Below are 13,346 nucleotides of genomic sequence, written 5' to 3' on the forward strand. Positions count from 1 at the left end.
GCCGTCCAACATCTCCCGTACCCCCGGCATCTCCCTGGGTGTACGAGAACCCAAGCCACATCGTGACCACACAGGGGATGAGATGTTCGACAACAAGGCAGCCAGGAAGAAGTTCTCGCGTCGCGGTCGTACCGGGGGAGTGGCAGCCTGCGTCGGTGCTGCCCTGCTCGCGGTCGGCATCGGCGCGCATTCGGCTGCCGCCGACGCGGACACGAGCTCTCCGAGCCGGTCGGCGGCCGCACCCGCCGCTCTTGCCGCGCCCGGGCTCGGCTCCGACAACCTGATCCAGAGTGACGACTTCTTCCAGCAGGGCCTGGCCCCGGTCGGGGCGACTTTGGACATGACCGGGAAGCAAGCTCTCTCGGCGTGCTCCGGCGAGGAGACGATGCGAGCGCTGACCAAGGGGAAGGCCGGCGCCTATGCCGGAGTGACCTGGACCTTCGACGCCAAGGACGCCCTGCTGACCGAATCCGTCGCAGACGGTTCCACCACCTCGGCGGCCTCGTACGAGAAGCGGCTCAACGAGCTGGTGCGCAGCTGCCAGGACGAGCCGGCCGGTCACTGGCACTACGGCAAGGGACACGCCATCACCGTCAAGGCCGGCGAGGGCAGTTGGTACCCGGCCTTCAGCGCCGGCAACAAGGCTGCGGGTGGTGTCGCGGTGATCCGTAGCGGTCACAGGTTCGGCATCGTCGAACTCTCCGGTCAGCCCAGCGACGACCCCGGCTACATGGAAGGCATCGCTGCGGCTGCCATCAACCGGCTGGCCGACTGATCCTGCTGCGCCACGGCGCACTTCCTGCGGTGCCCCCCATTCCCCGCGGCGCGCATCAGCGAGGGATGGGGGGCGTTGCGCCGTCCGAGGACACGTCCGCCAGGTCTGCGTGGCTCCACATACCTGTCATCGGACAAGCCTCCCGCCGAAGGTTCGAGGCTGTCTGCCGGCTGGGACCGGCCCCTTGGACGGCCGGGGACCGGTGCCCCAAGGTCGGTGTACTCCCGTTCCGGGCGCGGCAACCTCCGCTGATACACGAGCGTGTCCGGCCGAGCGTCGCCCTGGCTCGTCGGGCGCGAGCCCGAGCGACGCTTCCTTCACCGCTGCGCAGCCCGGGTACGGGGACGAGCGGCCTCGCCCTCTTCCGCCACGGGCGCCGGCGTGGGGGACTCTCCCACCCCTGCGGTGGCCAGCTGCCAGATCTGCGCCGCAGTCTCCTCCGCGGACTCGGTCGGCGCCGGCTTGTCCGGCAACTGAGCGGGCACGGTCGTGTCCTTCTTCTCTCCGGGCCGGTCGGCGAAGAGTACGACCGTCAGGGCGAGCCGGCTGTCCAGCCTCGTGGACCACACGGTACGGCGGGTGATCCCGCCGCCCGCCCCGGCCGTGAAGAAGGTCTGCGCGGTGCTCGGGGCGACGGAGGTCCCGAGGGCGGGCCATGCGTACATCGTCGCGTTCACCACGAACGCCTCCTTCTCGTTCAGCGCGCGCCGTGTGTCGGGGCGCGCGGTGTAGACCGTCCGCCCGTCCCGGATGATCTCCGTGACCGTGTACGGGGTCGCGTACACGCCCTTCGCCGCCACCGTCGCGTACGCCGAGGCCAGCTTCAGCGGGGTGGGCGCCGCTGTCTTCCGCAGCGCGGTCAGCGGGGCGCCGAGCCGGACCTTGCCGAAGGGCTCCAGCGCCGTCCCCGCCTCCACCGCGCCGTCCACCGCGTCGTTGAACGGCTGCCGGGCGTAGTCCGACCCCCCGTACAGCAGCCGCACCGCCCCGTCGCCGGGCTCGATCGCCACGACGGCGGTGTGCAGCCGGGTGCCCTTGCGGCCCTTGAGATCCTTCACCGACTCGGTGGTGGCGTCCTGGAGCGCCAGATCGAAGGTGGTCCGCACGGTGTAGCCGCCGCGCGCCAGCTGGTCCTCCGTGATGCCGAGCCGGTCGGCGGCCTCCTTCGCGGCCACGTCGATCATGTACTCTCGCTGACCCTCGGTCGTGCCCGGCGGATAGAAACGGAACGCGGGAAACACGGCCTCGGCGCGCTGCTTCGCCGTGATGCTGCCGCTCGCCGCCATCGCGTCGAGCACCCACTCCCACCGGTCCCTGAGCTTCGCGGTCACCTTCGGATCGGAGCCCGCCTTCTCGTAGTACGAGGGGATGTTGACGATCGATGCCAGCGCGGCGCCCTGGGAGACCGTCAGGTTGCGGGTGTCCACGTCGAAGTAGTTGCGCGCGGCCGCCTGGATGCCGGCGGAGCCCCGGCCGAAGTACACCGTGTTGAGATAGCCCTCCAGGATCTCGTCCTTGGAGCGGGTGCGATCGAGCTTGATCGCGATCAGTGCCTCGCGTGCCTTGCGCGACAGCGACTGCTCCGGGCTCAGCAGCGCGTTCTTCACGTACTGCTGGGTGATGGTGGACCCGCCCTGCCGTTCGCCGCCGGTCAGCGAGGCCAGCATCGCGCGGGCGATGGCGCGCGGTGAGACCCCGTTGTCCGTGCGGAAGGTGCGGTTCTCGGCAGCGATCACCGCGTCCTGGACGTACCGCGGGACCTGTGACAGAGGCACTTCCTGCCGGTCGACGGGACCGCGTCGGCCCAGATAGGAGCCCTTGTCGTCGGTGAAGACCGTGCTTTGCGTGACGTTCTCCGGGTGCGGCTCGGGGATGTCCGTCAGCTGGTACGCGACGACAGCCGCCGTGCACAGTGCCGCGATCAGCGCCAGGAAGGCGATGATCAGCCGGCGCAGCCGACGGCGCCGGGTACGGCGGAGGCGGAGACGGAGCGGGACGCGTGGGTGGGAGCGGTGCGAGCCGGCCGTGCGTTTCGAACGCCGCGCGCGACCGCTCGGACACGGCTGGTTCGTGACGGGCGGCTCGTCCTGAGCGACGGCCGTTTCCTGAACGGACGTTTTCTGGGCGGACGTTTCCTGAGCCGCAGGTGATTCGTGCAAGGGGGGCCTTTCAGCGGAGTCGGGCGCCGCGAGCGGGGGGTGATTCCTGGGCATCGGGCGCCTCACCCGCCGGCGCCGGACCGCGCGACGGCCTTGCCGGCCGCGTCGTACACCGTGACGGTCGGACCGCCCGCGGCGACGCTCGCCTTCAACTCCGCCGACGACAGTGGAGCGCGCGTATACCAGACGCCCCAGCCCGGGCCGCCCGCCAGCGTGAGGACCGTGCCGGTGACCGTGGCGCCGCCGACGGAGACCTCGACGCGACTCGGGTCGGTGGAGAGGCCGTGGTACATGCCCGACATGAAGTACGCGCTGTTCACCGGTTCCAGCAGGGCCGAGACACTCGGCTTCCCCCGCTCGGCGCCGTCGTCGGCGGTGTCCTCGCTCAGGCCGCGAAACTGGTTGGACCGCTGCGGTGTCGACCAGTGCATGCCCTCGGCGGTCAGCCAGACCCGCACCCCCGGCACGGTCTCCACCCGTTCGCCGGGCGCCACGATCCGAATGGGGCTCGACGCCACGCCGGCCACCCGGGCGCCCGACCCGTCCGCAGTGCCGCTCCCGATCCGGCCGAACGCGAAGACGGCCGACGGGACGAGCAGCAGCGCGCAGAAGGCCGCGGCCACGCCGATCCGGCGGCGGCGCAGGGACCGGCCCCGCCGTTCGACGGTCTCGAGCGGCACGGCGAACGGCACGACACCCAACGCGCCCTCGGCGGCCTCGGCGAAGAGCCCGCGAAGCTGCTCCGGGTCGCCCCCGCAGGCCGCCAGTCCACGCCGGGCACGGCTCCTCACCGCGCCGGCCGAGCAACCGAGCAGCTGGGCGATCTCCACCTCGCCCAGACCCTCCCAGTGCAGCATCACGAGCACCACCCGCTGCCGTGCGGACAGGGCCCCCCATGCCTCGTGGGGCGGGGCCTTCCGGCGGCGGGCCCGGCGCAGATGACCCTTGACGAGGGAGCGCCGTACATGGAAGTCCACGTCGTCCCGCGGTATCCGTCGCCACCGCGCACGCACCCGCACCAGTGTGTTCCGCACCAGCTCCGTCGCCTCGCGGGGGTCGCCGGAGAGCAGATGCGCGGTGGCAACCAGCCGGGGCCAGCTCGCATGCGCGTATGCGGCGAAGTCATGGTGGGGATGCGGCACTTCGACGGTCCTCCGGTACGGCTGCGGGTGCAGAGGGTGGCCTTCCACGCAGTCGCGGAGCCGTGGAGTCATGGAGCCTCGGTCGGGTCGGACGGCCGGCCGTCGTCGTCGACGACGGCTCGCGATTGAGGGCCTATGGATCCTGAAACTCGTGTTCATCGTCTTTCCCGTGGGTTGTGCTTCGATGTCCGCGACCTACGGGACCTGTACGCACGGCGGGGGCGGCCAGGTTGCACGGGAATTCCAAGACTCCGGTGGGGCCATGACCGAGGACGAGTTCGACGCTTTCTACACGGCGGCGTTTCCCCGCCTGACCGGCCAGCTTTCCGCGTTCACCGGGGATCGCGTCGAGGCGCAGGACGTGGTCCAGGAGGCGTTCGTACGGGCCTGGAACCGGCGCAAGGACTTCCTCGCGGACGAGGCGCCCGAGGCGTGGATACGCACGGTCGCCATGCGGCTGGCGGTCAGCCGCTGGCGCCGGGCCAGGCGCTGGCTGGAACTGGTGCGCCGCACGCCGCCGCCCGAGTTCACGCCGGGACCCGGCCCCGATCGCCCGGCACTTGTCGCCGCGCTGCGCCAATTGTCCAAGGCTCAGCGGATGGCGATCGTCCTGCACCATCTGTGCGACTTGAGTGTCGAGCAGGTAGCCTCCGAGACAGGTGTACCGGTGGGGACGGTCAAGGCCAGGTTGTCCCGGGGGCGGGTGGCACTGGCGAAGCATCTGGCCGTGGACGAGACAGCAGGCGGAGCGGCTCGGAAGGAGGACGGCCGTGTCGGATGAACTCTCCGCAGTGCTCCACGAGTTCGCCGCGGAACACGAGACTCCTCCGATCCTCACCGGCGCCGAGATCCGCGGCCGTGCCGTGCGCCGTGCGCGCCGCCGCGCGGCAGGCACGCTGGGCGCGTGTGCGGCGGCCCTCGCCATGGTGGCCTTCGCGCTGACCCTGGACTCCGCGCAGGACGGGACCCGACGTCAGGTCCCGACTGTCCCACCCGCGGTCCCGGCTCCCCCTGCCGCTTCCGCTGCCCTGTCATCCCCCGCCGTGGCCGTGCCCGTCGCCGGCACGATCGACCTCGGTCGGCGCACGCTGACCGTCGGGGTCAGGGTGATGCCGATGCTCTTGGGCTGGGACAGGAACTCCGCGCTCAAGGGGCCGCTGACCGTGTACAAGAAGCACGCCGTCAAAGTCCTGACCGTCAACCGGACCGACGGCACCCGCTACAACGCGGTGGTCTCGTACGCGGTCGAACTGCGCGACGCCAAGAACAAGCCGGTCTACGTCGGCACGGCCCTCTCCCACAACGTGAAGGGCATCCGCAAGTACGACACCAGCAGCGGCTGGATCGCACTGGACCAGGCCGACGCCAAGTGGTTCTACGAGGACGCGACGACCGGCAGCGTCCTCTCGGACACCGGCACCGCATCCTGCTCGGATTCGCTGTTGACGAGGAAGTGCCGGCTGCACGGGTTGTCGTAGACGTAGGGACGGGTGCCGACAGTGAGCGGAACGGCGCCGGTGGGGCTGCCGTCGGTGCGCTGGGCCCCGCCCTGCTTGCCGCCGCCCTTCGAAGTGCCGGGCCCGGCCCTCTCACGGTTCCGCCGCATCAGCTGCATCAGGCGCATCAGGCGCATCAGGTGCATCAGGTGCATCGGCGAGTGCAAGCCCTGCCGGCGAAGCGGGCCCTTGGCGCGGGACGGCAGAAGCCCGCGGTCCCCTCCGCGGCGCGGCCCTTCTCCGACCTCCGTCACACCGGGCACACCCTCACACCCTCCACCCTCAAGGACACGATGGCCCGCGCGGGCCGGCCGCTCCGCGCGCCGGGCGTTCGGTAACCGGATGCGGCTGCCTGGACTGCGGAACTTCCACCCTGCGGATGTCTGGCGTGACCGGTTCGATCCGGTCGTTCGGGCTCATTCCGCCCCCGCACCCGTCCTCGCCGTCCTTCCAGTCCACGGCCCGCACCGGCGCCGATGCCCGTTCCGGCCGCGTGCGTCCTGCCAGGTGGGAGCGGAGGGACCGCTGGCGGGATCGCTTCCCTGTGCCCCGGGACCGGAACCCCGGCGTGGTTCTCTGTCGTGATCCCGTCCCGGCGTCCCCCGGAAGGGCCTGTGCATGCCTGCCTTCGCACTTCCGCATTGGTTTCCTCTTTCGCTGAGGTCCCCGGCTCTTCCCGGCCGGATCCTCACCGGTCTGGGCTGGCTGACCACTCCGCTCTCGCCGGACGACTACCTCGGTCTCGTCGATCCCCTGCTGTCCGCGCGGCATCCGGCGGGCGTGGTGGCCGCCGTGCGGCCCGAGACGGCGGACGCATCCACACTGGTGATCCGGCCGGGGCGAGGGTGGGCAGGCCACCGGTCCGGACAGTACGTCCCGGTCGGTGGGGAGCTGGACGGCGTATGGCACTGGCGTACGTACTCGCTCACGTCGGCTCCGGACGCGCCGGGCGGCGACGTGACGATCACGGTCAAGGCGGACCCGCGCGGGAAGGTGTCGCCGTACCTGGTGCACCGCGCTCCGCCCGGCACTGTCCTGCGACTCGGGCCCCCACAGGGGGAGTTCGTGTTGCCGGACCCGCCGCCCGCCCGGATGTTGTTCGTGACGGCCGGCAGCGGCATCACCCCGGTGATGGGGATGCTGCGCACGCTCGCCGGCCGCTCGGGTCCGGCCCCGGATGTCGTACTTCTGCACAGTGCGCCCGGCCCGGACGCGTGTCTGTTCCGTGCCGAACTCGCGGGGCTGGCAGCCCGGGTGCCGTGGCTGCGCCTGCATCTGCGGTACACGCGCACCGCCGGCCGGCTCACCGTCCGGGACATCGGCGCACTCTGCCCGGACCGGCTGGGCCGCGAGACCTGGGCCTGCGGTCCGGCGGGCCTGCTCGACGTCGTGCGCGAGCACATGGCGCGGAGGAAAGGGGCGCAGGAGCGGTTGCACGTGGAGAGCTTCCGCCCGGCGGTGCCGCCCGCACCCGCCGCCGGCGAGTCCGGTGGCCGGGTGCGGTTCGGGCGCAGTGGCGTGGCGGCCGAGTCGCCCGCGTCCGTTCCCCTGTTGGAGACCGGCGAGTCGGCGGGCGTGCCGATGCCGTACGGGTGCCGCCGCGGGATCTGCTTCGGCTGCCTCGTCCCGCTCGTCGACGGACGGGTCCGCGATCTGCGTACCGGCCACGTGCACGGTGAACCCGGCGAGTTGATCCAGACCTGTGTCAACGGAGCCACAGGCCCGCTCGTCCTCGACGTCTAGGACCTCCCGAGGAGCTCCCGTGACCGCAACCGTCCATCCCCTGAAACCTGTCGACCGTACCGAGGAGCTGGGAGAGGAGCTCGACCGGCTCCGGTCCGAAGTCATCGCGACGCGAGGGGCCGACGACGCCCGCTACATCCGCACGGTGATCGCCGTCCAGCGCGGGCTGGAGGCGGGCGGGCGGCTCGCGCTCGCCGTCTCGCTGCTGCCGCCGGCCTGGTGCGCGGGCACGGCGATGCTCACCGTCGCCAAGATCCTGGAGAACATGGAGCTGGGCCACAACGTCCTGCACGGCCAGTGGGACTGGATGGGCGACCCAGCGATCCACTCGACGACCTGGGAGTGGGACTTCGCCAGCCCCGCCGACGCCTGGAAGCGTACCCACAACCACCTGCACCACACGTACACCAACGTCGTGGGCCGCGACCGCGACCTCGGCTACACCATCCTGCGCATGAGCCCCGAGCAGCCCTGGCGCCCGGTCCACCTGCTCCAGCCGCTGTACGCCGCCCTGCTCGCGCCCGTCTTCGAGTGGGGCATCGCTCTGTACGACCTGGAGGCGGACGCGGTCGTCGCCGGGCGCAAGAGCGTGCGGTCCTTCCTCGGCGAGATCGCGAACCTGGGCCGCAAGGCGGTGCGCCAGTCCGCCAAGGACTACATCCTCTTCCCGCTGCTCGCGGGCCCCTCCGCGCTGCCCTGCCTGCTCGGCAACCTCACCGCCAACGGCCTGCGCAACATCTGGGCGCACACGGTCATCTTCTGCGGCCACTTCCCTTCCGACGTACGAACCTTCACCGAGGACGACATCGACGGCGAGAGCCGCGGCCAGTGGTATCTGCGCCAGATCCAGGGCTCGGCGGACTTCGGGGGCGGCTTCGTGCTCCACGTGCTGTCCGGCAACCTCGGCCACCAGATCGAGCACCACCTCTTCCCTGACCTGCCCAGCAACCGCTACGCCGAGATCGCCCCCCGGGTGCGCCGGCTGTGCGAGAAGTACGGCGTCCCGTACGTGACCGGGCCGCTGTGGCGGCAGTACATGTCGATGTGGGGCCGCGTCGTGCGGCACGCGGTGCCGTGATCCGCCGCGGGTCAGTCGGCTCCGCGGGCACCGGGCTGCTCGGGGCCGGGATGACCACGGTGTCAAAGCCGCCCGAGACGATCCGGGCGGCGAGGTCCGGCAGACGCAGCCGGTGGGGGCGCGCGTAGGAGCGGAACGCTGCGAAGGCGTCGTCCACCGGGGTGTGCCGGCGCTCGGCCAACCCGCCCTTGACCAGAGCCCGAGCGAAGCCCGGCGCGGTGATCAGGTCCAGTTCGCCGCCGACGCGGACCACTCGGCACTCGTCGCTGGGGTCGCTGTACTTCGCTGTTGTACCGCAACTCCCTGCCGCCAGGCCGTTGTCAGTGCCCCCCGCTAGCTTGCCGGGTGGAGTGAGACCGGTCAGAGAACCTTCGAGGTCCGCGGTCAAGGGGGGTGGGCATAAAGGTCCCCGGGAGCCACCTCGGGACTATGTTGCAGGCCGCAGACCCCACCCCCCTCACCACCTGGCCAACACGCTTTCCAACTGTGGTGGTGGGGTCGTGGGGTGCGTTCGGGGGCTTTCACCTGCGTTCATGCGCGGCCGGATGCCGATACCGGTGGGGCTTCGACTCCCACCTGGACCGTCGTGAACGAGGCTGAATGAGACGGAAACTGGGACGGTGGCGGCCACATCACGCGTGTGGCCATTTTGTCTCGGGGCGGCTGCTCATCAGCGCATGCAACGGCCCCGACGACAGCGAGCACCAGCCACCCGCTCAGTGCGGCACGAAGACAACCGAGGAGACGAAGTGAGCGAGCGCGTGGCTGCCCAGGTCCTGCTGACCTTCGGCGACCAGGCCGAGATCGTCGCCGACGTCCCGCCCGAGGAGCGCGCAGAGCCCGCCCGCTACCCGGCGGCCGAAATCGCCACGGCTGTCGGCGTACCGGTCAGTGATCTGCCGGCAAGCGGCTGACGGCGGAGGTCGGCGACGACGACCAGCTGTCCGGTTGGCAGCTTGCCTGACCTGCCGCGCAACGCACCAGCCACGGGGGAAGTGGGGACGTTTTCGTCGCTGCGCCGACTGGGTCCGGATATCTGACACGGGCTGGGGGTACCCGCCTCGCAGCATGGCCCATGGCCGAATCCGGTACGCGGTGACAGCAACGGAGAACCAGATGAAGGCCCACCAATCAGCAGCTCCGCCGACGCCCGCGCCGGTTCCAGCGGATGAGCAGCCCGCCGAAGTCCTCGCCGGCCGCTACCGGTTGGGCACGCGCATCGGGTCCGGAGGTATGGCCGACGTCTACGAGGGCGTCGACACGCGCCTTCGGCGGCCCGTGGCCGTCAAGGTCTTCCGGCCCGGCCCGGACCCGCAGACGGAGGACAGTCTCACCGCGGAGGCCGTCCTTCTGGGCCGCCTGCAGCACCCGGGACTGGTCACCGTTTACGACGCCGGCCGCCACGACGACCGTACCTACCTGGTCATGCAACTGCTCAAGGGCCCCACGCTACGCGGCCTTTTGGCGTGCGGAGCGCTGCCTGAGCGGCGTGTGGTGGATATGGGCACCGCCCTCGCGCAGGCGCTGACCTATGTCCACCAGGCCGGCGTCGTGCACCGAGACATCAAACCGTCGAACATCCTCCTCGATGCGGCCGGTGATCCTCACCTTGCCGATTTCGGCATCGCACGCCTGACCGATGCAACCCGCCACACGGCACCGGACGTGCTGATAGGCACCGCCGCCTATCTGGCACCGGAGCAGGTTGAGGGCAGGCGGATCGAGCCGGCCGCCGACGTCTACGCGCTCGGCCTGGTCCTGCTGGAGTGCCTGAAAGGTGAACTGGAGTACCAGGGCACCCCCTTGGAAGCGACAGTCGCCCGCCTCCACCGCCCACCCGAAGTCCCCACCTGGCTCCCCTCGGACCTCGCGGCCCTGCTGCGGGCCATGACCGCCCAGGACCCCGAGGCCCGCCCGGACGCCGAGCAGTGCGCAAAGGCCCTCGCCTCCCGGCACGCCGGATCCGTTTCATACCCCCTGCCGCTCTCGGCACCCTCCACGGCGCGCCTTCCGACGCCGCCGGCCGCTCACCCCGGAGCGGAGGAGCACATACGGTCTCAGGAGGCGGCGACCACCCGGCGCAACCTCCCCGGCGGCACCCGCCACAGCCGTCGCCTGGCAGTGGGCACGGCCCTGGCCCTCTCCGTGGCCCTGGGCGCAACCCTCGCCGCCACATCGGGCACTGGCGGAACCGGCGACCGTGCAGCAGCGACGCCCGCCGCAACCCCCACGCACCCGCCCTCCGGCACGGCGACTGCCAAGAGCGGACCCGGTACCCTCCCACCCACCCGATCTCACGACGCTCAACCCCCCTCCAGGACATTCGGCGCGCCCCACCCTGCGACCGCGCCAACCGGATCTCATGCCCGGCCCGCCTCCAGGACACACGACGCCTCTTATCCGGCGGCTGGCCCAAACTCGAGCCGAAGCACCTCTGCACCGCCCGCGAGCACGAGGCCGCCCGGACCGGCGTCACCACCGTCACGATCCGCGCCGACCCCAACCGGGGCCACTGGCCCGAGCCGGACGACACCAGAGGCGACGCCAACCGCTGGCACGGCGCCACCATCACCAAGGCCCTCGAAGGACGGCGCGGCTACCGGCACACCGCCCAGCCCAAGCCCGACGCATTAGATGCCGAGGACCAAACCCCGCCGCGTCATTACATGCTCGACCCTCGAGGGGTGCGCCTGGTGAACCGATGCCATACGTGACTGCTGTGTGCCGCCGCCGCCCTGGGTCTGATGTCAGGGTTGGATGTCGGCGGAACAGCTCCGGTATCGGACAAGCCTCCAAGGGCTCATCCGGCCGGTCGGCCCAGCGCCACCGAACATGTCGACCGGTACACCTCCATAGCGTCCGGCAGGCCCGCCGGCCGTCGTCCTCCCGCCTGGAGAGGACGAAGCGCCGGACTCCATGGGCCGGCCGCACCCCGGGCAGGCCCGGGGTTTTGTCCATCATGCGGTGCACCTCAAGACGGCAGCGTCAGCTGTGATCTGCGGGCATCCTTCAGGCTCGGTCGCCGGGGGTACAGCACGTGGTCGTTCGGTCCATCGTGCCGGAGGGGATGCCGAGCGTGCGAAGAAGCACAACGGCGACCGCACGCACCACAACGAGAAGCCCCGCCGGTAGCTGACAGCGGCCTTATGGTGCGGTTGTGGTGCGCGCCCCGCTCACCGGTCTAGACAACAAAGAACCCCCGGGCCTCTGGCCTGGGGGTTTCATGTGGAGCGGGTGACGAGAATCGAACTCGCGCTCTCAGCTTGGGAAGCTGATGTTCTACCATTAAACTACACCCGCGTAAGACGGACGGATCGGCCTCGCGGAGTCGATGTCCGAACGCTCGCTCACTGTACCTCATCGCAGACCCCCGGTGCTCGGACCGCGGGGTCCGTGTGCGTTGGGCGCACCCAGGAGGCATGGGATCCCCCTGCGGGGGAACCGAGTTGGGGCGTACCGTGGAGGGGTGGGAGAGGGTCCGGGTGGGGTCGGAGTGCCGCCTGGAGGGTCGTCTCTTGGATCCCGTAATGTGGCTTTTGTCGTCAGGGCAGTAAGCCGGACGCGGCTCTTGGGGAAGGGACTTGAGGGACTTGAGGGACTTGATGGAAGGCACCGTCGTTCGTTGCGCGGACGGCCACGTCTTCAGCGCCGCTTCGTTCCCGATGCAGCAGGCCGAGCGGCTCGGCCCCGGCCGGCTGGTGAGGTGTCCACGGTGTGCCCGGCTCCGCAGTGTGGTGCCGGTCGCCCTGGAGAAGCGGTAGCGGGCCGGTAGGCCGAAGGCGCGCGGAGCCCTCACGATTGTCGGGGCTCCGCGCGCCTTGCGTATCCTCGGGACGTGCTTCTCTCAGACAAGGACATCCGGGCCGAGATCGACGCCGGTCGGGTGCGCATCGATCCCTACGACGAATACATGGTGCAGCCGTCGAGCATCGACGTGCGTCTCGACCGTTTCTTCCGTGTGTTCGAGAACCACCGGTACCCCCACATCGATCCCTCGATCGAGCAGGCGGATCTGACCCGGCTGGTCGAGCCCGAGGGCGACGAGCCGTTCATCCTGCACCCCGGGGAGTTCGTGCTCGCCTCGACTTACGAGGTCATCACACTCCCTGACGACCTCGCCTCGCGGCTCGAGGGGAAGAGCTCGCTCGGGCGGCTCGGGCTCGTCACCCACTCCACCGCCGGGTTCATCGACCCGGGGTTCAGCGGCCACGTGACCCTTGAGCTGTCCAACCTCGCCACCCTGCCGATCAAGCTCTGGCCCGGCATGAAGATCGGCCAGCTGTGCATGTTCCGGCTGACCTCGCCCGCCGAGCACCCCTACGGCAGTGAGCGCTACGGCTCCCGGTACCAGGGCCAGCGCGGGCCGACCGCCTCCCGGTCCTTCCTGAACTTCCACCGGACCCAGGTGTGAGGGCGACCGCATGAGCGACGTGCGTGAGAATCTGACCTACGAGCGGTTCGGTGCCGCCGTCCGCGAGCTGGCGCAGACCATTGCCGACGACGGGTACGAGCCCGACATCGTGCTGAGCATCGCGCGCGGGGGTGTGTTCGTCGCCGGCGGGCTCGCCTACGCCCTGGACTGCAAGAACATCCATCTCGTAAACGTCGAGTTCTACACCGGTGTGGGAACGACCCTCGAGATGCCCGTCATGCTCGCCCCGGTCCCGAACGTCATCGACTTCTCCGACAAGAAGGTGCTCATCACCGACGACGTCGCGGACACCGGCAAGACCCTCAAGCTCGTGCGCGACTTCTGCCTCGACACCGTCGCCGAGGTGCGCTCCGCCGTGATCTACGAGAAGTCCCACTCCCTCGTGAAGTGCGAGTACGTGTGGAGGCGGACCGACGAGTGGATCAACTTCCCGTGGAGTGTCTTGCCTGTAGTACGTAAGTCCGGCGAGCTGATCACACCCTCGAAAGAAGCTCTCTGACCTGCGCATATTCGCCTCAGTA

Annotated in this window: 11 protein-coding genes and 1 tRNA gene; 9 read left to right on the plus strand and 3 right to left on the minus strand. The window is 70.3% G+C overall.

What is annotated here, in order from left to right:
• Positions 1 to 82: 82 nt before the first annotated feature.
• Positions 83 to 775, plus strand: a complete 693-nt coding sequence (locus ACFZDC_RS05470; protein WP_391320346.1) for a hypothetical protein — start codon at positions 83 to 85, stop codon at positions 773 to 775.
• Positions 776 to 1,092: 317 nt separating this feature from the next.
• Here ACFZDC_RS05470 and ACFZDC_RS05475 read toward each other — a convergent pair whose 3' ends face one another.
• Together ACFZDC_RS05475 and ACFZDC_RS05480 are read right to left on the minus strand one after the other, a co-directional pair.
• Entirely contained in the window at positions 1,093 to 2,934 is a 1,842-nt protein-coding gene (locus ACFZDC_RS05475; RefSeq protein ID WP_391320348.1) for a transglycosylase domain-containing protein, read from the minus strand.
• A gap of 62 nt (positions 2,935 to 2,996) precedes the next feature.
• Positions 2,997 to 4,148: a sigma factor-like helix-turn-helix DNA-binding protein gene (locus ACFZDC_RS05480; protein WP_391320350.1), complete on the minus strand. Its 1,152-nt coding sequence runs from the start codon at positions 4,146 to 4,148 to the stop codon at positions 2,997 to 2,999.
• A gap of 190 nt (positions 4,149 to 4,338) precedes the next feature.
• Between ACFZDC_RS05480 and ACFZDC_RS05485 the strand changes: the two genes are divergently transcribed.
• The 6 genes from ACFZDC_RS05485 (at position 4,339) to ACFZDC_RS05510 (ending at position 11,027) form a co-directional block, all read left to right on the plus strand.
• A complete protein-coding gene (locus ACFZDC_RS05485; RefSeq protein WP_391320352.1) occupies positions 4,339 to 4,857 on the plus strand; it encodes a SigE family RNA polymerase sigma factor in 519 nt (172 codons plus the stop codon).
• Positions 4,847 to 5,554, plus strand: a complete 708-nt coding sequence (locus tag ACFZDC_RS05490) for a hypothetical protein (RefSeq protein ID WP_391320354.1) — start codon at positions 4,847 to 4,849, stop codon at positions 5,552 to 5,554. Before ACFZDC_RS05485 ends, ACFZDC_RS05490 begins: the two co-directional genes overlap by 11 nt.
• Positions 5,555 to 6,190: 636 nt before the next feature.
• Positions 6,191 to 7,315 (plus strand): FAD-binding oxidoreductase, encoded by a 1,125-nt coding sequence (locus ACFZDC_RS05495; protein ID WP_391320356.1) that lies wholly within the window; start codon positions 6,191 to 6,193, stop codon positions 7,313 to 7,315.
• Between the two features lie 19 nt (positions 7,316 to 7,334).
• Complete coding sequence (locus tag ACFZDC_RS05500; RefSeq protein WP_391320358.1) at positions 7,335 to 8,393, plus strand: fatty acid desaturase; 1,059 nt, start codon at positions 7,335 to 7,337, stop codon at positions 8,391 to 8,393.
• Between the two features lie 749 nt (positions 8,394 to 9,142).
• Entirely contained in the window at positions 9,143 to 9,307 is a 165-nt protein-coding gene (locus tag ACFZDC_RS05505) for a hypothetical protein (protein ID WP_391320360.1), read from the plus strand.
• A gap of 319 nt (positions 9,308 to 9,626) precedes the next feature.
• Positions 9,627 to 11,027: a protein kinase gene (locus ACFZDC_RS05510; protein WP_391320362.1), complete on the plus strand. Its 1,401-nt coding sequence runs from the start codon at positions 9,627 to 9,629 to the stop codon at positions 11,025 to 11,027.
• Positions 11,028 to 11,619: 592 nt separating this feature from the next.
• On the opposite strand, the gene ACFZDC_RS05515 is transcribed toward ACFZDC_RS05510, so the two are convergent.
• Positions 11,620 to 11,693: transfer RNA gene (locus ACFZDC_RS05515), tRNA-Gly, on the minus strand.
• A 535-nt stretch (positions 11,694 to 12,228) separates the two neighbouring features.
• Here ACFZDC_RS05515 and dcd point away from each other — a divergent pair.
• Entirely contained in the window at positions 12,229 to 12,804 is a 576-nt protein-coding gene (gene dcd, locus ACFZDC_RS05520) for a dCTP deaminase (RefSeq protein ID WP_391320364.1), read from the plus strand.
• 10 nt (positions 12,805 to 12,814) lie between these two features.
• Complete coding sequence (locus tag ACFZDC_RS05525; RefSeq protein WP_391320366.1) at positions 12,815 to 13,324, plus strand: phosphoribosyltransferase family protein; 510 nt, start codon at positions 12,815 to 12,817, stop codon at positions 13,322 to 13,324.
• The last annotated feature ends 22 nt before the right edge of the window (positions 13,325 to 13,346 follow it).

It is taken from the genome of Streptomyces sp. NPDC007905 (genome assembly GCF_042959345.1).
Classification (GTDB): domain Bacteria; phylum Actinomycetota; class Actinomycetes; order Streptomycetales; family Streptomycetaceae; genus Streptomyces.